We start from the raw sequence: 19,268 nt of genomic DNA, 5'->3' as shown, positions 1-19,268 counted from the left end.
CGGGCTACTCCACCGTGACGGACTTGGCCAGGTTGCGCGGCTTGTCGATGTCCCGGCCGAGGGACAAGGCGGTGTGATAGGCGAGCAGTTGCAGCGGGATGCCCATCAGGATCGGGTCCAGCTCGTCCTCGTTCTTCGGCACCACGATGGTGTGGTCCGCCTTTTCCTGCTCGCGGTGGGCGACCGCGAGGATCCGGCCGCTGCGCGCCTTGATCTCCTCCAGCGCCGCCCGGTTCTTCTCCAGCAACTCGTCGTCCGGCACGATCGCGACGGTCGGCAGCGCGGGCTCGATCAGTGCGAGCGGGCCGTGCTTGAGTTCGGAGGCCGGGTAGGCCTCCGCGTGGATGTAGGAGATCTCCTTGAGCTTCAGCGACGCCTCGAGCGCCACCGGATAGCCGCGCACCCGGCCGATGAACATCATCGACTTGGCGTCCGCGTACTCCTCGGCCAGCTTCTTGATCTCGCCCTCGGACTCGAGGATCTCGCTGATCTGTGCGGGGAGCCTGCGCAGACCGTCGATGATCCTCCGGCCCTCGGCCACCGACAGGTCGCGGATGCGGCCCAGGTGCAGGGCGATCAGTGCGAAGGCGACGACCGTGTTGGTGAAGCACTTGGTGGAGACGACGCAGACCTCGGGGCCGGCGTGGACGTACGTGCCGCCGTCCGCCTCGCGGGCGATCGCGGAGCCGACGACGTTCACGACGCCGAGCACCCGGCCGCCCTTGCGCTTCAGCTCCTGGACGGCCGCGAGCACGTCGTAGGTCTCGCCGGACTGGGAGACGGCGATGTAGAGGGTGTCGGGGTCCACGACCGGGTTGCGGTAGCGGAATTCGGAGGCCGGCTCCGCGTCGGCGGGGATACGGGCGAGGGACTCGATGAGCCCCGCGCCGATCAGGCCCGCGTGGTACGAGGTGCCGCAGCCGAGGATCTTCACACGGCGGATGCCGCGGGCCTCGCGCGCGTCCAGGTTCAGACCGCCCAGGTGCACGGTGTTGAACCTGTCGTCGATCCGGCCGCGCAGCACACGGTCGACCGCGTCGGGCTGCTCGCAGATCTCCTTGTGCATGTACGTGTCGTGGCCGCCCATGTCGTACGACTCGGCCTCCCACTCCACGGTGGTCGGCGTCGCCGTGGTCGTCGAGCCCTCGGTGGTGTACGTACGGAAGTCGTCGGCCTTGAGGGTGGCCATCTCGCCGTCGTCGAGGGTGACCACCTGGCGGGTGTGGGCGACCAGGGCGGCGACGTCCGAGGCGACGAACATCTCCTTCTCGCCGATGCCGAGCACGACCGGGGAGCCGTTGCGGGCGACCACGATGCGGTCGGGGAAGTCGGCGTGCATGACGGCGATGCCGTAGGTGCCCTCGATCACCTTCAGCGCCTGGCGGACCTTCTCCTCCAGGGTGTCGGACTGGGCGCGGGCGATCAGGTGGGTGATCACCTCGGTGTCGGTCTCGGAGGCGAAGACGACGCCGTCGGCCTCGAGCTTGGCGCGCAGTTCGGCGGCGTTGTCGATGATGCCGTTGTGGACGACGGCGACCAGGTTGTCGGGCGACAGGTGCGGGTGGGCGTTCTCGTCGCTCGGGGCGCCATGGGTGGCCCAGCGGGTGTGTGCGATGCCGGTGGTGCCGGCGAAGCGCTTGGGGACGCGGGCCTCGAGTTCGCGGACCCGGCCCTTGGCCTTGACCATCTTCAGCCCGGTGGACCTGGGGCTGTTGATCACCACGCCCGCGGAGTCGTAGCCCCGGTACTCCAGCCGCTGCAGTCCTTCCAGCAGCAGCGGAGCCACATCACGCTTGCCGATGTATCCGACGATTCCGCACATACAGTCTCTGCCCCTCCATAGATCAGGTGTGTGCCCGGCCCCGACAGGGCGGCTCAGCCGTAGACGATGCGGCGCAACTGGCGGAGCGAGAGCTCCGGCGGCGCTACCGCGCGGTGCGGCAGCTCGGCCGCGATCCGCTCGAAGATCGCGGTGTTCACGGCGCCGCCGGACTGCAGTTCGCGGTGACGGCGGCGGACGAACTCCTCGGTCGTCTCGTCGAAGTACGCCAGGACGTCGAGGATCACCCGGGCGGCTTCCCCACGCCGGAGCGCGGTGCTGCGCACCAGGTGGTCGACGAGGTCGTCGTGCGACGTGCGCACTGACTGGCGAGGTTCGAGCACCTGTAGATATTGAAGGGCGGATGCTCCCGTCTGCAAGAATCCTGCCCGATTCCGGGCAGGAGATAGCTCACATCCGTTTGAGAACGGCCTTTTTCGCGGTGCTGAACTCGTCCTCGGTCAGTATTCCGGCCTGATGCAGCTCGCCCAGTTCGCGCAGTCGGCGCAGCAGTACATCGTGATCCTCGCTCCCGGGTGTTCCGGGTGTTTCGGACATCACGGATTTTCCGGGTGTCCCGGAGGCGTCGTCGGCCGCGGCCGCCGGTGCCGACGAGGTGTCCGGCACCGGTGTGCCGGCGGCGTAGGGGTGCGGCATGCGGGCCGCGACGGCCGCCGCGACCAGCGCCATGAGCGGGTCCTTGCGGAAGCCCCACAGCTCCACCGCGTGAGGATCGTGCTTGGGCGGGGTCCGGGTGGGTTCCGGCGTCACCTGGAAGCGCAGACAGCCGTTCTCCAGCCCCGCGGCGGGCAGCCACTCCACCGACCTGACGTCCGCCGGCGCCAGCGTGCGGGTACCGCCCGACTGCTTCGACTCGCTCGCCTTCCAGTTCCACTCCAGGCGGATCCGCTCACCGTCGAACGTGACCGTCTCGTCGCCCGCTCCGACGGTGATGGGCAGGGGCGGTCCCGGTAGCACGTATGCGTCCAGCGCTCCGGGGTCCATCTGCTCCAGCAGCAGCGCGTGGCGCACCTCGTCCACGAAGTACTCGGCGACCCCGAAGCGCCCCGGTTCCACGCTGAGCCGGTACGGGTCCGAGGCGTCGTCCAGCCGGCCGCCGGTGATCTGGAGCAGGGGGTCCGCCCCGTCCCGCAGTCGCAGCCGCATACGGCCGGCCTTCTTGCCGGACTCGAACGAGATGCCCGCCAACGCCACCAGCGGCACTGTGACTTCACCGAGGGTCCGCCGCAGCAGGCTCACGCTTTTGTCGTTGCCCGGCACGATGCGCACCGTGTCCCCGTCGAACGTCCAGGTCCCGTCCTTCTGGATGATTTCCGCCATGAGGGGATTCTTCCACCGGCGGAACGAGTAAGTGGTCTACACCTTGACCGCAGTTGAGGCACACGGTACGCATGGTGACAGCCCGGTTGCTCTGCGCACAGACGAGACACCCCTCGAAGGGACCCAGCCTGTGAGTCAGCCCCGACCGATTCCCCGACTGCTCGGTTCGCTCCTGCTCGTCACGGCGGCCGCCCTCTCCGGCTCCGTCCCGGCGGCCGCCGCCTCCGGCGCCGAACGCGCGGCCACCGTCCGGCCGCTCGGGCAGATCGTCCCCGCGCCGGCCTCCGTGAGCCCCTCAGGCGCGCCCTTCACCCTGACTGCCCGGGCCCGTATCCAGACCGACGCCTCTGCCGAGGCGCGGGCGCTCGGCGAGCGCCTCGCCGAGGTGCTGCGGCCGTCCACCGGTTACGCCCTGCCCGTCACGACACGGCCGGCTGCCCGGTCCATCCGGCTGCGGCTGGCGGCCGAGGAGAGCGCCCTCGGGGACGAGGGCTACCGCCTGCAGTCCGCGCCCGGCGGCGTCACCATCACCGCCCACCGTCCTGCCGGTCTCTTCCACGGAGTGCAGACGCTGCGTCAGCTGCTGCCCGCCTCCGTGGAGTCGGACACCCGACGGAGCGGTCCCTGGCAGGTCGCGGGCGGCACCATCACCGACAGCCCGCGTTACGCCCACCGGGGCGCGATGCTGGACGTCTCGCGGCACTTCCTCACGGTCGACCAGGTCAAGCGCTACATCGACCACCTGGCCCTCTACAAGATGAACAAGCTGCATCTGCACCTCTCCGACGACCAGGGCTGGCGCATCGCCATCGACTCGTGGCCGCGGCTGGCCACGTACGGCGGCTCCACCCAGGTAGGCGGCGGCCCCGGCGGCCACTACACCAAGGCCCAGTACAAGGAGATCGTCCGTTACGCCTCCTCGCGCCATCTGGAGGTCGTGCCGGAGATCGACATGCCGGGCCACACCAACGCCGCCCTCGCCTCGTACGCCGAGCTCAACTGCGACGGCGTCGCCCCGCCCCTGTACACGGGCACGGCCGTCGGCTTCAGTTCGCTGTGCGTGCCCAAGCAACTGACCTACGACTTCGTGGACGACGTGATCCGTGAGCTGGCCGCGCTCACACCGGGCGAGTACATCCACATCGGCGGTGACGAGGCGCACTCCACCAGTCACGAGGACTATGTGGCATTCATGAACAAGGTGCAGCCGATCGTCGCCAAGTACGGCAAGACGGTGATCGGCTGGCACCAGTTGACCGGCGCGAGCCCGCAGCAGGGCGCACTGGCCCAGTACTGGGGCCTCGACGGCACCAGCCAGGCGGAGAAGGCACAGGTCGCGGAGGCCGCGAGGAACGGCACCGGGCTGGTCCTCTCGCCGGCCGACCGGGTCTACCTCGACATGAAGTACGACAAGGAGACCGAGCTGGGCCTGGCCTGGGCGGGCTATGTGGAGGTGCGGCGGTCCTACGACTGGGACCCGGCGAACTACCTGCCGGGCGTGCCGGCGAGCGCCGTCAGGGGTGTCGAGGCGCCTCTGTGGACGGAGACCATCTCGAAGGACGAGCACATCGACCGGATGGCGTTCCCGCGGCTGCCCGGGGTCGCCGAACTGGGGTGGTCGCCGGCGTCCACGCACGACTGGGAGACGTACAAGGTGCGGCTGGCGGCGCAGGGGCCGCGGCTGTCGGCGCTCGGGATCGACTACTACCGCTCGCCGCAGGTTCCGTGGCCCGCGCAGTGAGATGAGAAACCGGCACCCGGCGGGAGAGACCGGCGACGGCGTACGGCCGATCCCTCTCCCCCTGGGGCACGGCTGTTGTGTCGTTGTCGACACAACCGCTCCTCCTCGAAGGGGCGGTGGGGGGCGGAGCTACTGCTCGGCTTCCTCCGCCGGCTCCTCGCGCAGCCCGTCCTCGCTCACACCGCGTTTCCAGTAGCCGACGAACGTGACCCGCCTGCGGTCGAACTCACGGTCGTTGACCAGATGGCGACGCAGGGCCTTGACGCTCCCCGACTCGCCCGCGATCCACGCGTACGGGACACCCTCGGGCAACCCGGCGGCCTTGACGGCCTCCACGGCCGACGGAGCGTTCTCCTCACGGACGAGCCAGGTGATGTCGGCGTCCGCGTCCGTCTTGAGCGGCAGCCGGTCACCGGACTGCGGCACCTCGAGCCAGACCTTGGCCGTCTTGCCGGCCGGCAGCCACTCGAGGATCGCCGCGGCGGCGGGCAGTGCCGTCTCGTCCGCCCAGATCAGCACCCAGTCGGTGTCCTTCGGCGGCCGGCAACGCACGGCGGTGTTGTCGGCGACCGCCGGACCGAGCACCATCACCTTGTGCCCCGGCTCGGCGGCCAGCGCCCACCGGCAGGCCGGACCGCCGTCCTCGTGGACGGCGAAGTCGATGTCCACCTCGCCGGCGTCGCCGCGGTGCTCCCGCACCGTGTACGAGCGCATCACGGCCCGCACGTCCTCGGGCAGCGTCCGGTAGGCGCCGAGAACCGCATGGAGGTCGCCCGCGTCGACGGGGACGACGGGCGCGTCCTGACCCGGGTGCGGCAGGAACAGGGAGAGGGACTGGTCGCGGCCGCCGGCCGCGAAGTCCCGCAGGCTGTTCCCGTTCGCCGTGGCTTTGCCGGCGAAGGTGATGCGGACGAGCGACGGGCCGAGCCGCCTCGTCCGTGTCACCTTCAGGTCGAAGAAGCGGAACGGGGCGAGCTCGGCCGCGATCGGCATCGTCAGGAGACCTTCTTCGCGTTCTCGATGGCCTTGGCGAGGTCCTCGAGGATCGGCGCGCACTTGGCGTAGGAGTAGATCGGCTCGGTGACGCGCGGGATGACCTGACCGGCCTTCACCGCGGGCAGACCGGCCCAGGTGGGCTTGGCCTTGAGGGTGTCCGGCTGCAGGGTGCCGGTGCGGTTGTCGAGGATGATGATGTCGGCGTCGTACTTGCCGGCGTTCTCCCAGCTGAGCTCCTCGAAGAAGCCCTGGGCGTTCGGCTTGGGCTCGACGAACTTCACGCCGAGTTCCCGGAAGTAGAGCGTGTCCGCGGACATCTCCGGGACGGAGACATAGAAGAGGTCCTGGCTGCCGGAACCGATGAGGACCTTCAGGTTCGGCTTGGCCTTGGCTGCCTGGCGCAGGCGCTCGGCGGCCTTCTCGAAGCGCGCCTTGGCGTCCGTGACCTTCTTGGCCTTCATGTCGGCGCCCAGGGACTCCGCGAGGTCCGCACGGCGCTGGAGGGCACCCGGCATGTTGATCTGGGCGGCCCACAGGGCGACGCTCGGGGCCAGCTTGAGGATCTTGTCCTTGGACTGGTCCGGCACGTACCAGAGGGCGTTCTTCTCCCACATGTCCGTCACCAGCAGCTCCGGCGCGAGCGCCGCGTACTTCTCGACGCTGAACTCGCCCCAGACATTGCCCAGGATCTCGAGCTTGGTGATGTCCATGTCACCGGCCTGGACGTCGGGCTTGCCGTCGGCGGCCTTTGTCGGGCCGAACACGCCCGTGACCTCGATGCCGTAGTCGAACAGGGCGGCGGCGGTGCCGGTGAAGGCGACGATGTTCTGGGGCGTGTACTCGGACTCGGCGCTCTGGCCGCGGTCGTCCCTGAAGGACCAGGGGCCGGACGTCGGGGCGGCCTTGCCTGAGGCGTTCTTCTTGTCCTTGCCGTCCTGGCCGCACGCGGCGAGCGCCACGCCCAGCCCGACGGCGCCCCCGGCGGAGAGCAGACCGCGTCGGGTGAGGTGGGAAGCTCGGGCGTTGGGCATGGTGTTTCCGCTTTCGTACGGTGCCGGATGAGGCACCGGCAGGTTCGAGGGTAGGTTAGCCTAACCTCACAACCTGTCCAGGGGCTGCCCCGATCGAGCGGCGCCGGCCGTGCGTGAGCTTGAACACGCGGCGGCGCGCGGCCCCTCCGGGGTGCCGCGCGCCGGTTGTCGCCTGCCTGTCGCCGGCTCAGCCGGTGAGACCCAACTCCCTTGCGATCAGCATTCGCTGGACCTCGCTGGTGCCCTCGCCGATCTCCAGTATCTTCGAGTCACGCCACATTCGCGCCACCGGATACTCGTTCATGAAGCCATAGCCGCCGTGGATCTGGGTTGCCTCACGGGCGTTGTCCACCGCGACCGTGGAGGAGTACAGCTTGGCGACGGCCGCCTCCTTCTTGAACGGCTCTCCGGCCACCAGCCGGGACGCCGCGTCACGCCAGCCGACACGCGCCATGTGGGCCTTCATCTCCATGTCCGCGATCTTGAACTGGATCGCCTGGTTCGCCCCGATCGGCCTGCCGAACGCATGCCGTTCCTGGGCGTACTTCACGGACTCGTCCACACAGCCCTGCGCGAGGCCGGTCGCCAGCGCCGAGATGGCGATCCGGCCCTCGTCGAGGATGCGCAGGAACTGCGCGTACCCGCGGCCCTCCTCGCCCAGCAGGTTGGAGAGGGGGACCCGCACGTCGGCGAACGAGAGCTCACGGGTGTCGGACGCGTTCCATCCCACCTTGGAGTAGGGGGCGGCGACGGTGAAGCCCGGCGTACCCGAGGGGACGATGATGGACGAGATCTCCGGCCGTCCGTCCGCCTTGCGGCCCGTGACCGCGGTGACGGTCACCAGACCGGTGATGTCGGTGCCCGAGTTGGTGATGAAGCACTTGGAACCGTTGATGACCCACTCGTCGCCGTCCCGCACGGCGGTGGTCTTCGTACCGCCCGCGTCGGATCCGCAGTCCGGCTCGGTCAACCCGAAGGCGCCGAGGATCTCACCCGAGCACAGCCGCGGCAGCCACTGCTGCTTCTGCTCCTCGGTGCCGAACAGATGGATCGGCATCGCGCCGAGCGAGACGCCCGCCTCCAGGGTGATGGCCACGGACGAGTCGACACGGGCCAGCTCCTCCAGGGCGATACCGAGGGCGAGGTAGTCGCCGCCCATGCCGCCGTACTCCTCGGGGAACGGCAGCCCGAACAGGCCCATCCTGCCCATCTCGCGGACGATCTCGTACGGGAACTCGTGCCGCTCGTAGAAGTCGCCGATCTTCGGGGCGACCACGTCGTGCGCGAACTGCTCGACCGTACGGCGGAGTTCCTCGTGTTCGGCGGAAAGCCGGTGGTCAAGGGACATCAGGAGTCACTCCTTGTGGGAGAGGGCACGGACGGTACGGGAGGGGCTGGGGCGGCCCAGCTGTTCGGCCATCCACACGCTCGTGGCGGTGAGCCGGCCGAGATCGACCCCGGTTTCGATGCCGAGGCCGTGAAGCATCCACACGAGGTCCTCGGTGGCGAGGTTTCCCGTCGCGCTCTTCGCGTACGGGCAGCCGCCGAGGCCGCCCGCCGAGGAGTCGACGACGCCCACGCCCTGCTGGAGCGCGGCGAGGGTGTTGGCGAGGGCCTGACCGTAGGTGTCGTGGAAGTGCACGGCGAGCCGGTCGCTCGTCACTCCGGCCTCGTTCAGCGCGGTGAGCAGGGCGGCCACATGGCCGGGGGTGGCGACGCCGATCGTGTCGCCGAGGCTCAGCTCGTCGCAGCCGATGTCGGCGAGGCGCCGCGTCACCCGGACGACCTGGTCGATCGGGACCGGGCCCTCCCACGGGTCGCCGAAGCACATGCTGAGATAGCCGCGCACCCGCAGGCCGTGCTCGACGGCCCTGGTCACCACCGGCTCGAACATGGCGAGCGCCTCGTCGACCGTGCGGTTGAGGTTGGCCCTGGCGAACGACTCGGTGGCGCTGGCGAACACGGCCACCTCGCGGGCACCGAGGCCCAGCGCACGGTCCAGGCCCCGGTCGTTGGGGACCAGGACCGGCAGCCGCACGCCGACGAGGTCGCTGACCAGGGGGAACAGCTTTTCGGCGTCGGCCAGTTGGGGCACCCACTTGGGGTGGACGAAGCTGGTCGCCTCGACCGTGGTCAGTCCGGCACCGGCGAGGCGGCGGACGAACTCGGCCTTGACCTCGGTGGGTACCACCGACTTCTCGTTCTGCAGACCGTCGCGGGGGCCGACCTCGTGGATACGGACCCGGGTGGGCAGGCCCTTGGCACGGACCGTCATGGGCAGCGTCGTCATTTCTGCTCCTCGCCGGGCTCGTCGCTCTCCTGCGGGGTGACCACGGCCAGCACCTGGTCCATGGCGACGGTCGAGCCCGCGGTGACGTCGAGCTCGGTGACCGTCCCGGCGTGCGGGGCGGAGATGACGTGCTCCATCTTCATCGCCTCGACCACCAGCAGGCTCTGCCCGGCCGCCACCACGTCGCCGACGGCGACCTTGACGACGGTGACCGTGCCCGGCATGGGCGCGGCCAGGGTGTCCACCCCGGAGCGGGCGGCACCGCTGAGCGACGCCTCGACCGGGTCGTGATCCGCCACATGCCAGGAGTCACCGTCCCGGCCGAGCCAGTCGCCGGCCCGGTGGAAGGTGTGCGTGACGCCGTGCATCTCCACGGAGACCGTGTGCGCCTCCACCCGGGGCGTGGCCTGCCTGCGGACGGTGTGCGTGACGGGATCGGTGCCCGGCACGCGCAACGGGAAGGCGAGCGGGGCCGGTTCACCGCCCGTCCGCCAGCCGCTCGGCACCGAGAACGGGTCGGTCCAGCCCTTCGTCACGGGCGGTGCCAGCTCGGCGGCCCTGACCGCGGCCGCCGCCTCGTACACCTCGTCCGGCACTCCATGTGGCACCAGGGCGTCCGCCTCGCGCTCCACCAGGCCCGTGTCCATCTCGCCGGACACCACCGCGGGATGCGCCAGCAAGCGGCGCAGGAAGCCCGCGTTCGTCGGGACGCCGAGCGTCACCGTATCCGCGAGGGCCGCTCGCAGTTTGCGCAGGGCCGTGGGGCGGTCGGGGCCGTACGCGATGACCTTCGAGAGCATCGGGTCGTACAGGCTGCCGACCTCCGAACCCTCGGTGAGGCCCGAGTCGGTGCGCACACCGTCGGCCTGCGGCTCCCGGAGCAGCAGGACCGTACCGCCGGAGGGCAGGAAACCGCGGGCCGGGTCCTCGGCGCAGACACGGGCCTCGACCGCGTGCCCCGTGAGCGTGATGTCGTCCTGGGTGAAGGCCAGCCGCTCACCGGCGGCCACCCGCAGCTGCCACTCCACCAGGTCCAGGCCGGTGACGAGCTCGGTCACCGGGTGCTCCACCTGGAGGCGCGTGTTCATCTCCATGAAGAAGTACTGCGAAGGGTCGGTGCCCGGGACGATGAACTCCACCGTGCCCGCGCCCCGGTAGCCGCAGGAGCGGGCCGCCTGCACGGCCGCCTCTCCCATCGCGGCGCGCGTCGCCTCGTCCAGCAGGACGGACGGCGCCTCCTCGATGATCTTCTGGTGGCGGCGCTGCAGCGAGCACTCGCGCTCGCCGAGGTGCACCACATTGCCGTGACCGTCGGCCAGCACCTGGATCTCGATGTGCCGGGGCCGGTCGATCCAGCGCTCGACCAGCAGCGTGTCGTCGCCGAAGGAGGCCCGGGCCTCCCGCCTGGCCGCCGCGATCTCGTCCATCAGCGCGGACTCGACACGGGTGAGGCGCATGCCCTTGCCGCCACCGCCCGCCGAGGGCTTGAGGAGCACCGGCATACCGATCTCGCGGGCCGCCGCGGCCAGTTCACCGTCGCTCAGGCCGCTGCCGGAGGAACCGGGCACGACCGGCACACCGGCCGCCTTCACGGTCTCCTTGGCGCGGATCTTGTCGCCCATCAGGGAGATCGCGGAGGCGGGCGGGCCGATGAAGACCAGGCCGGCCTCCGCACAGGCCCGGGCGAAGCCCGCGTTCTCCGCGAGAAAGCCGTAGCCGGGGTGGACGGCCTGGGCGCCGGTGCGGGTCGCGGCGTCCAGCAGTCGGTCGATCGAGAGGTAGCTCTCGGCGGCCGGCGCCGGGCCGATACGGACGGCCGTGTCCGCCTCGCGCACATGGCGGGCATCGGCGTCCGCGTCGCTGAAGACGGCCACGGAGCGCACGCCGAGGGACCGCAGGGTGCGGATGACCCGTACGGCGATCTCGCCCCTGTTGGCCACCAGAACGGTGTCGAACATCGTCATCGTCTCGAGGTCCCTCACATCCGGAAGACGCCGAAGCCGGCGTCTCCCAACGGGGCGTTGGCACACGCGGTCAGAGCGAGCCCCAGCACCTGCCGGGTCTCCATCGGGTCGATCACGCCGTCGTCCCACAGTCGGGCCGTGGCGTAGTAGGCGCTGCCCTGTGTCTCGTACTGGGCGCGGATCGGGTCCTTGAAGGCCTCTTCCTCCTCGGCGGACCACTGCTCGCCTCGGCCCTCCAGCTGGTCCCGCTTGACGGTGGCCAGCACGGACGCGGCCTGCTCGCCGCCCATGACCGAGATCTTGGCGTTGGGCCACATCCACAGGAAGCGGGGGCCGTACGCCCGGCCGCACATCGAGTAGTTGCCCGCGCCGTAGGAACCGCCGACGACGACCGTCAGCTTCGGTACGCGGGTGCAGGCCACCGCGGTGACCATCTTGGCGCCGTGCTTGGCGATGCCGCCGGCCTCGTAGTCCTTGCCGACCATGAAGCCGGAGATGTTCTGCAGGAAGAGCAGGGGGATGCCGCGCTGGTCGCACAGCTCGATGAAGTGAGCGCCCTTCTGGGCCGACTCGGCGAACAGGATGCCGTTGTTGGCGACGATGCCGACCGGGTGGCCGTGGATCCGGGCGAAGCCGGTGACCAGCGTCTGGCCGAACTCGGACTTGAACTCGCAGAAGCGGGAGCCGTCCGTGATCCGGGCGATGACCTCCCGGACGTCGTACGGCGTGCGGGAGTCGACCGGCACCGCGCCGTACAGCCCCGCCGGGTCGACCTTGGGCTCCTGGGCCGGCTCGACCGACCAGGGCAGCGGGCCGCGCTCGGGGAGTGTCGCCACGATGTTCCGCACGATCCGCAGCGCGTGCGCGTCGTCCTCCGCGAGGTGGTCGGTGACGCCGGAGACGCGGGAGTGGACCTCGCCGCCGCCGAGTTCCTCCGCCGTGACGACCTCGCCGGTCGCCGCCTTCACCAGCGGCGGGCCGCCGAGGAAGATCGTGCCCTGATTGCGGACGATCACGGCCTCGTCGCTCATCGCCGGGACGTACGCCCCGCCCGCCGTGCAGGAGCCGAGGACCGCCGCGATCTGGGGGATTCCCGTGCCGGACATCCGCGCCTGGTTGTAGAAGATCCGGCCGAAGTGCTCGCGGTCGGGGAAGACCTCGTCCTGCATCGGCAGGAACGCGCCGCCGGAGTCCACGAGGTAGACGCACGGCAGCCGGTTCTCCAGTGCGACCTCCTGCGCCCGCAGATGCTTCTTCACCGTCATCGGGTAGTACGTGCCGCCCTTGACGGTGGCGTCGTTCGCCACGACGACGACCTCGCGCCCGCTGACCCGGCCGATGCCGGCGATGACCCCGGCGGCCGGGGCCTGCCCGCCGTACATCCCCTCGGCCGCGAGGGGGGCGAGCTCCAGGAAGGGCGAGCCGGGGTCGAGCAGGGTGTCCACTCTGTCCCTCGGCAGCAGCTTCCCGCGCGCCGTGTGGCGGGCGCGCGCCTTCTCGCCGCCGCCGAGGCGGGCCGCCGCGAGGCGTGACCGCAGGCCGTCGGCGAGCTCCTGGTGTGCCGCCTCATTGGCCTGCCAGGCCTCGGACGCCGGGTCTGCGGCGCTCGTCAGCACTGGTGCCTGCTGCATCGATCGAGCTCCCTTGCTCGGTTAATGAGCGTTAACGTATTGCGTCCAGGTTAACGACCGCTAACCGCCCTGTCTAGAATGAATGTTCATGAGCACCAGGACCGCGGCCCCGACCCGCCGCGAGCAGATCCTCAGGGAGGCCGCCCGCCTCTTCGCAGAGCGGGGCTTCCACGGAGTGGGCGTCGACGAGATAGGAGCCGCGGTCGGCATCAGCGGCCCGGGCCTGTACCGCCACTTCGCGGGCAAGGACGCGATGCTGGCGGAGCTGCTGGTCGGCATCAGTGAGCGCCTCCTCGACGGGGGGCGGCTGCGGGTCGAGGAGGCGGGAACGGGCCCGGAGGCCCTGCTCGCGTCGCTCATCGACGGCCACATCGACTTCGCACTCGACGACCGCCCGCTGATCACCCTGCACGACCGCGAGCTGGACCGCCTCCGGGACAGCGACCGCAAGCGGGTGCGCCGGCTCCAGCGGCAGTACGTGGAGCTGTGGGTGACCGTGGTGCGGGAGCTGCATCCAGAGGTCGCCGAGTCGCAGGCGCGGGCGGCGGTGCACGCCGTCTTCGGTCTGCTGAACTCCACCCCGCACCTGGGGGCGAACGGCGGCGGCCCCCTGGGCCGCACGGCGACGGAGGCGCTGCTCAGACGCCTGGCGCACGGCGCGTTCGCGTCGCTCGCTACGCCGTAGGCGCGACCGGGCCGTTCGACCGGCGGGCGCGGAAGCGGGCCACGACGCCCGAACGGCCGGGCTGTCGGACCGTCCGGGGCCGTAGGGCCACCGGCCGGCCGTCGCGCGCGACCGACGGCCCGCCGCCGGGGCCGCCCCCGTCGCCCGTAACCCGTGACGTCCGGCGGGCCGCGGCGTCGGCCGCATGCCGGCCCCTGCCTGGCCACCGAGCCCGACGCCCCAGCGGCCGGGCAGGAGCAGGACGGGGGCAGTGCGGGCAGGGCCGAGGGCCGTCACCGCGGCCTCTGGCGCCGCGCGCGGCGCCCCGCGTCCCAGCGGGCAATACGGTCGACACGCTCCGCGCACCCCACGGCACAATGGGTCCATGCCGATACCCAGCCGCGCCGCCCTCGTCGACCACCTCGTCCGCTCACGTATCGCAGGAGACGTCGCCACGCCACGCGACAACAACCTCTCCCACTACCGCAAGCTGGCCAACGGCGACCGGCACTACTGGCTCGGGCTCGAGCTCGGCGACCGCTGGAGCGACGAGCAGGACGTGCTCGCCGTCATGGCCGAGCGGTGCGGTGTGAGCGACGACCCGGAGCACCGGCAGGGGCAGGACACCATCGACCCCGAGCTGACCGTCGACGCGCTCGAGCGCATGGCCGCGCGGCTGCGCAAGGCGGCCGACGCCCAGGAGCGCGTGCTCTTCGCGACCGGGCACCCCGGTGGCCTGCTCGACGTGCACCGGCAGACCGCGGCGGCCCTGCGGGCGGCCGGGTGCGAGATCGTACGCATCCCCGGTGGACTCTTCGCCGACGAGGGCATGGTCTTCCAGTTCGCCGACGTCGCCATGCTGGAGCGCGGCGCGACGCTGTGGCACACCCACTCGCCCGCCCCGATGGCAGCCATCCTGGACGCCATGGCGCGCGAAGGCCGGCCACTGCCCGACCTGGTGGTGGCCGACCACGGCTGGGCAGGCTGCGCGGGCCAGCGCGGACTGGACTCCATCGGATACGCGGACTGCAACGACCCGGCGCTGTTCATCGGCGAGGCCGAGGGCACCCTCCAGGTCACCGTCCCCCTGGACGACCACGTCACCGATCCGCGCTTCTACGACCCGATGACCGCGTATCTGCTGGATGCGGCGGGCCTCACACCCGCGGAGTGACCCCGCGGGCTCAGTCCCGCCAGCGGCCGCGCACCACGCAGTACGTGCCGGCCAGCAGCAGCAGGAAGAGCCCGCCGCGCAGGGTGAGACCGAGTGCGTAACGCCAGCCGGTGCCGAGCTCGACCACCCGCTCGCGCAGGACGAAGAACAGCACCACGGAGCCGACGATGAGTACGGCACCACCGACGGTCCACGCCGCCCGGGCGTGGGGGGACGCCTTCGCCCATCCGGCGGTCCCGGCCGCGTCGTGCGCCGGCTCAGCGGCGTACGACGGTTCCTCCTCGGCCGGGGGCACCGCACTCATCAGTTCCCCTTGTGGGACGGGCCCGGCGGCCCGGGCGACGTGTGTCCCGGGAGGTGGTCCAGCTCCCGGGGATCCGGACGGGGCGCTTGTGGCGTCCCCGCAGACCTGTCCGAGAGGTCACGCCGCCCCGCGCGTGTGGGGCGCGCGGGGATGCGCTTCGGGCAGTTCTAGGATCTGCACCCAGACTCTCAGCAGCCGCCGTCGCATCGCTCAGACCACAGGACGACCTTTGCTCTACGACTTGAGGCCGCCGGTGCGTGTGCTCCTCGTCGACGACGAGGAGCTCGTACGCACCGCGCTGCACCGCATCCTCGACTTCGCCGACGCCATCACCGTCGCCGCCGCCTGCGACGGGCCGGACGCCGTCGCCGCCGCCCGACGGCTCGCCCCCGACGTGGTGCTGCTCGACATCGACATGCCGTCCGCGAACGGCCTCGACGTGCTGCGAGACCTGCGGGCGCTGCCCGAGCCGCCCGTAGTGGCGATGCTCACCGCCCTGGACCGGGCCGACCACGTCGAACGGGCGCTGCAGGGCGGCGCCTCCGGCTTTCTGCTCAAGACCACCGAGCCGCGCCTGTTCGTCGACGCCGTGCGGCTCCTCGCCGCCGGCGGAGTGATCTGCACACCGCCCGGCAGCGCCGCCGTCCTCGGCCGCCGGCTGCGGTCCGCCCCCGCAGTCGCGCCCGCCGAGCCCGAGGACCTCACCGGCCTCACCGACCGGGAGCGCGACGTCCTCGCCCTGATCGCGGCCGGACTTCCCAACGCCGACATCGCCACGTACCTCGGCATGGGCGTGACCACGGTCAAGACGCACATCGGCGCCCTCAAGCGGAAGCTCGCCGTGACCAGCCGGGTGGGCCTGGCGGCGGTCGTCCACCGGTCGGCGGGCGGACGGGAGCAGGAATGACCCCTCGAACCTGGGCGGTCGAAGCTCTCGTCCTCACCGTCGCCGTCGCCGAGGTCCTGGCCACCCGCGCCTGGCTGGAGGACTGGATGACGGTGGGCGCGCTCGCCGCCGCCGGCACGCTCGTCCTGCGCAGACGCTTCCCGCGCACCGTGCTCGCCCTCGCGCTGCCCACCCTCGCGACCGGAGTGCTGTGGCTGCCGGCCATGTGCGCACTGCACGCACTCGCCGCGTCCGAGCGCCGCCGCGGCGAGGTCGTCGCCGGGTCCGCGGCCGTCGCCGTCGTGGCCTTCGTCCCGTGGCGGCACCTCGGCGGCTACGTCTGGTCGCTGCCGGACACCACCCTCGCCGTCATGCTGGCCGGGCTGCTGGCCGTCGCCCCCGCCGCCCTCGGCCTGCTGGGCCGCGCCCGCGCCGAACTCGCCGCCCGCCTCGCCGAACTGGCGCTCTCCAGGGAGCGCGAGCGCCGTTACGCCGCCGAACAGGCCGCGCAGCGGGAACGGGAGCGGCTGGCCCGCGACGTGCACGACACGGCGTCCCACCATCTGAGCCTGATCAGCCTGCGCGCAGGCGCACTCGCCGCGACCGCCGAGTCCGCCCCGTACCGGGAGGAGGCCGCGGCCCTGGGCGAGCTCGGCCGCCGGGCCGCGGCCGACCTGCGCCGGGCCATCCGCCACGACGGACCCGGCCTGGACCGGCTGCCGGAACTGCTCGAGGCCGCGGGCGACATCGTGGGCTCGGCGCACCTGGATGCGGGCGACTGCCCTCCCGCCGTCCAGCACACCGCGTACCGCATCGTGCAGGAGGCCCTGACGAACATCCGGCGCCATGCCCCGGGCGCCTCGGCGGAGGTCTCGGTCCGGCGCACCGACGACGGCCTGCGCATCACCGTCCGCAACACCCCGCCGCCGGGCCCCTGTGCTGCTCCGGACCGGGGCGGTCACGGTCTGCCCGGCCTCCGTACCCGCACGGCAGCCCTCGGCGGCACCCTCACGGCGACCCCGACACCGGACGGCGGTTTCGCGGTGGATGCGACCTTGCCGCTGCCGGGGCTGCCCGCTTCGGCAGCCGCGCGCGCCTGAGCCAAGGGCACGTCAGCCTGGACCGATCCTTCACTCGAGGACGAGTTTCCAGGCTGTCCACGACCGCCATGGGGCTACAGCCGGAGCCCGGCGGCACCATGCCGCTGGCCCGCCTGGCCCGCCTGGCCCGCGCCCTCGACGCGGCGCTGAGCCTGGAACCGGACGGCGACACCTCGCGCGTGACGTTCAACGAACACGCGCCCGCTGCCTGAGCAGCGGGCGCGCGGGGTTCATGTCACATCAGGCGCGGGGGACGCGGACCACGCCCTCCTGGATGACCGTGATCGCCAGGCGCCCGTCCTGCGTCCAGATGCGGGCCTGGCCCAGACCGCGGCCGCCCGAGGCGGACGGGGACTCCTGGTCGTACAGCAGCCATTCGTCCGCACGGAACGGCCGGTGGAACCACATCGCGTGGTCCAGCGAGGCACCGACCACGTCGCCGACCGCCCAGCCGCCGCGCCCGTGCGCGAGCAGGATCGAGTCCAGCAACGTCATGTCGGAGACGTACGTGGCCAGGCAGACGTGCAGCAGAGGGTCGTCGGCGAGTTTGCCGTTCGCGCGGAACCACACCTGGGAGTGTGGCTCGCGAGGCCGGCCCGCAGTGGCGTACGGCGGCTCGTCCACGTACCGCAGGTCGACCGCCGCCCGCGCCTCGAGCATCCGGTCCACCACGCCCGCGTCGACGAACCGGTCCGCGTAGCGCGGCAGCATCTCGGCCGCCGTGGGCAGCGTCTCCGGGTCCGGAGAGTCCGGCATGTCCTCCTGATGCTCCAGGCCCTCCTCGTACGTCTGGAACGACGCGGAGAGGTGGAAGATCGGCTGCCCGTGCTGGACGGCGACCACGCGGCGGGTCGTGAAGGACCGGCCGTCGCGGATGCGGTCGACCGTGTAGACGATCGGCGCGCCCGGGTCGCCCATGCGCAGGAAGTACGAGTGCAGGGAGTGCGCCGTGCGGTCCGCCGGGACCGTACGGCCCGCGGCAACCAGCGCCTGGGCCGCGACCTGTCCGCCGAAGACCCTGGGGACGACGGCGGACCGGGAACGCCCGCGGAAGATGTTCTGCTCGATCTGCTCCAGGTCGAGCAGATCGAGCAGACCGTCGAGTGCTGAGCTCATGTCAGGAACGTACAGCTCCGGTTCTACCGGCCTCTTACAGACCCATGTCCTTGGCGATGATCATCTTCATGACCTCGCTGGTGCCGCCGTAGATCCGGTTGACGCGGTTGTCCGCGTACAGGCGGGCGATCGGGTACTCGTTCATGAAGCCGTAGCCACCGTGCAGCTGGAGGCACCTGTCGATGACGCGGTGCGCGACCTCGGTGCAGAACAGCTTCGCGGACGCGGCCTCCGCGGCCGTGAGCTCACCCGCGTCCAGCGCCTCGGTGGCACGGTCGGCGACCGCCTCGGCGGCGTCCACCTCGGCCTTGCAGGCGGCCAGCTCGAACTTGGTGTTCTGGAAGGACGCGACGGTCTTGCCGAAGACCGTGCGGTCGCTCACGTACTCCTGGGCGAACCGCACGGCAGCCTTGGCCTGCGCGTACGCACCGAACGCGATGCCCCAGCGCTCGGACGGCAGGTTCTGGCCGAGGTAGTAGAAGCCCTTGTTCTCCTCGCCGAGCAGGTCCTCGACCGGGACCTTCACGTCGACGAACGCCAGCTCGGCGGTGTCCGAGGTCTTCAGACCGAGCTTGTCCAGCTTGCGGCCGACCGAGTAGCCCTCGGCCTTGGTGTCCACGGCGAAGAGGGAGATGCCGTGGCGGCGGTCCTCGGCGGTCGGCGCGTCCGTACGGGCGCACACGATCACGCGGTCGGCGTGCACACCGCCGGTGATGAAGGTCTTGGCGCCGTTGAGGACGTAGTGCGTGCCGTCCTCGGAGAGCTTGGCGGTGCTCTTCATGCCCGCGAGGTCGGAGCCGGTGCCGGGCTCGGTCATCGCCAGCGCCCACATCTCCTCGCCGGAGACGAACTTCGGCAGGAAGCGCTTCTTCTGCTCGTCGGTGGCGAGAGCCTTGATGTAGGGCAGGGCCAGCAGCACGTGCACGCCGGAGCCGCCGAAGTTGACGCCCGCGCGTGAGGTCTCCTCGTAGAGCACGGCCTCGAACTTGTGCGTGTCCAGGCCCGCGCCGCCGAACTCCTCGGGGACGTTGATGCCGAAGACGCCCAGCTCACCGAGCTTGTAGTAGAAATCGCGCGGCGCCTGGCCCGCAGCGAACCACTCGTCGTAGACCGGGACGACCTCGGCCTCGATGAAGGCGCGGATCGTGTCCCGGAACGCCTCGTGGTCCTCGTTGAAAACGGTACGGCGCACGGACGCCTCCTCGTGACTG

The 19,268-nt window shown here is 71.2% G+C and carries 18 protein-coding genes; 6 read left to right on the top strand and 12 right to left on the bottom strand.

Going from position 1 to position 19,268, the window contains the following annotated elements; all coding sequences use genetic code 11:
* Positions 1 to 4: 4 nt before the first annotated feature.
* From glmS to IE198_RS06060, 3 genes are all read right to left on the bottom strand, one after another.
* A complete protein-coding gene (gene glmS / locus IE198_RS06070; RefSeq protein WP_189883442.1) occupies positions 5 to 1,822 on the bottom strand; it encodes a glutamine--fructose-6-phosphate transaminase (isomerizing) in 1,818 nt (605 codons plus the stop codon).
* Positions 1,823 to 1,875: 53 nt separating this feature from the next.
* A complete protein-coding gene (locus IE198_RS06065; RefSeq protein WP_100111129.1) occupies positions 1,876 to 2,142 on the bottom strand; it encodes a hypothetical protein in 267 nt (88 codons plus the stop codon).
* Positions 2,143 to 2,230: 88 nt separating this feature from the next.
* Positions 2,231 to 3,160 carry a DUF4429 domain-containing protein gene (locus IE198_RS06060; RefSeq protein ID WP_189883440.1) on the bottom strand — a complete coding sequence of 310 codons (930 nt, stop codon included), beginning with the start codon at positions 3,158 to 3,160 and terminating at the stop codon, positions 2,231 to 2,233.
* 130 nt (positions 3,161 to 3,290) lie between these two features.
* Here IE198_RS06060 and IE198_RS06055 point away from each other — a divergent pair, with 130 nt between their 5' ends.
* The gene (locus IE198_RS06055) at positions 3,291 to 4,901 is read left to right on the top strand and encodes a beta-N-acetylhexosaminidase (protein WP_189883437.1); all 1,611 of its coding nucleotides are present in this window, start codon (positions 3,291 to 3,293) and stop codon (positions 4,899 to 4,901) included.
* Between the two features lie 129 nt (positions 4,902 to 5,030).
* Here the strand turns inward: IE198_RS06055 and IE198_RS06050 are convergent, their stop codons facing one another.
* The 6 genes from IE198_RS06050 to IE198_RS06025 form a co-directional block, all read right to left on the bottom strand.
* On the bottom strand, positions 5,031 to 5,894 hold the full coding sequence (locus IE198_RS06050) for a siderophore-interacting protein (RefSeq protein WP_189883434.1): 864 nt from the start codon (positions 5,892 to 5,894) through the stop codon (positions 5,031 to 5,033).
* A 2-nt stretch (positions 5,895 to 5,896) separates the two neighbouring features.
* On the bottom strand, positions 5,897 to 6,928 hold the full coding sequence (locus IE198_RS06045) for an ABC transporter substrate-binding protein (protein ID WP_189883431.1): 1,032 nt from the start codon (positions 6,926 to 6,928) through the stop codon (positions 5,897 to 5,899).
* Positions 6,929 to 7,115: 187 nt separating this feature from the next.
* Positions 7,116 to 8,276 carry an acyl-CoA dehydrogenase family protein gene (locus IE198_RS06040; protein WP_100107265.1) on the bottom strand — a complete coding sequence of 387 codons (1,161 nt, stop codon included), beginning with the start codon at positions 8,274 to 8,276 and terminating at the stop codon, positions 7,116 to 7,118.
* Between the two features lie 6 nt (positions 8,277 to 8,282).
* A complete protein-coding gene (locus IE198_RS06035; protein ID WP_189883429.1) occupies positions 8,283 to 9,218 on the bottom strand; it encodes a hydroxymethylglutaryl-CoA lyase in 936 nt (311 codons plus the stop codon).
* Positions 9,215 to 11,182: an ATP-binding protein gene (locus IE198_RS06030; RefSeq protein ID WP_189883427.1), complete on the bottom strand. Its 1,968-nt coding sequence runs from the start codon at positions 11,180 to 11,182 to the stop codon at positions 9,215 to 9,217. The genes IE198_RS06035 and IE198_RS06030 overlap by 4 nt, the downstream gene beginning before the upstream one ends.
* Positions 11,183 to 11,196: 14 nt before the next feature.
* Entirely contained in the window at positions 11,197 to 12,813 is a 1,617-nt protein-coding gene (locus tag IE198_RS06025; RefSeq protein ID WP_189883424.1) for a carboxyl transferase domain-containing protein, read from the bottom strand.
* Between the two features lie 88 nt (positions 12,814 to 12,901).
* Here IE198_RS06025 and IE198_RS06020 point away from each other — a divergent pair, with 88 nt between their 5' ends.
* Both IE198_RS06020 and IE198_RS06015 read left to right on the top strand, forming a co-directional pair.
* Positions 12,902 to 13,498: an SACE_7040 family transcriptional regulator gene (locus IE198_RS06020; RefSeq protein ID WP_189883422.1), complete on the top strand. Its 597-nt coding sequence runs from the start codon at positions 12,902 to 12,904 to the stop codon at positions 13,496 to 13,498.
* Between the two features lie 364 nt (positions 13,499 to 13,862).
* Positions 13,863 to 14,651 (top strand): phosphatase, encoded by a 789-nt coding sequence (locus tag IE198_RS06015; protein ID WP_189883420.1) that lies wholly within the window; start codon positions 13,863 to 13,865, stop codon positions 14,649 to 14,651.
* A gap of 10 nt (positions 14,652 to 14,661) precedes the next feature.
* On the opposite strand, the gene IE198_RS06010 is transcribed toward IE198_RS06015, so the two are convergent.
* Positions 14,662 to 14,955, bottom strand: a complete 294-nt coding sequence (locus IE198_RS06010) for a hypothetical protein (RefSeq protein WP_189883418.1) — start codon at positions 14,953 to 14,955, stop codon at positions 14,662 to 14,664.
* Between the two features lie 229 nt (positions 14,956 to 15,184).
* On the opposite strand from IE198_RS06010, the gene IE198_RS06005 reads away from it, so the two are divergent.
* From IE198_RS06005 to IE198_RS05995, 3 genes are all read left to right on the top strand, one after another.
* On the top strand, positions 15,185 to 15,862 hold the full coding sequence (locus IE198_RS06005) for a response regulator (RefSeq protein ID WP_229833763.1): 678 nt from the start codon (positions 15,185 to 15,187) through the stop codon (positions 15,860 to 15,862).
* Positions 15,859 to 16,941: a sensor histidine kinase gene (locus IE198_RS06000; protein ID WP_189883415.1), complete on the top strand. Its 1,083-nt coding sequence runs from the start codon at positions 15,859 to 15,861 to the stop codon at positions 16,939 to 16,941. Before IE198_RS06005 ends, IE198_RS06000 begins: the two co-directional genes overlap by 4 nt.
* A gap of 68 nt (positions 16,942 to 17,009) precedes the next feature.
* Positions 17,010 to 17,153, top strand: a complete 144-nt coding sequence (locus IE198_RS05995; RefSeq protein WP_189883412.1) for a hypothetical protein — start codon at positions 17,010 to 17,012, stop codon at positions 17,151 to 17,153.
* Positions 17,154 to 17,181: 28 nt separating this feature from the next.
* Here the strand turns inward: IE198_RS05995 and tesB are convergent, their stop codons facing one another.
* Entirely contained in the window at positions 17,182 to 18,057 is an 876-nt protein-coding gene (tesB, locus tag IE198_RS05990) for an acyl-CoA thioesterase II (protein ID WP_189883409.1), read from the bottom strand.
* A gap of 34 nt (positions 18,058 to 18,091) precedes the next feature.
* Positions 18,092 to 19,249, bottom strand: coding sequence for an acyl-CoA dehydrogenase family protein (locus tag IE198_RS05985; RefSeq protein WP_189883406.1), 1,158 nt, complete (start codon positions 19,247 to 19,249; stop codon positions 18,092 to 18,094).
* Between the last annotated feature and the right edge of the window lie 19 nt (positions 19,250 to 19,268).

Source organism: Streptomyces xantholiticus, from assembly GCF_014651015.1.
GTDB lineage: Bacteria > Actinomycetota > Actinomycetes > Streptomycetales > Streptomycetaceae > Streptomyces > Streptomyces xantholiticus.
The sequence above is the reverse complement of the archived record's forward strand: the minus strand, read 5'-3'. Positions and strand labels throughout refer to the sequence as shown.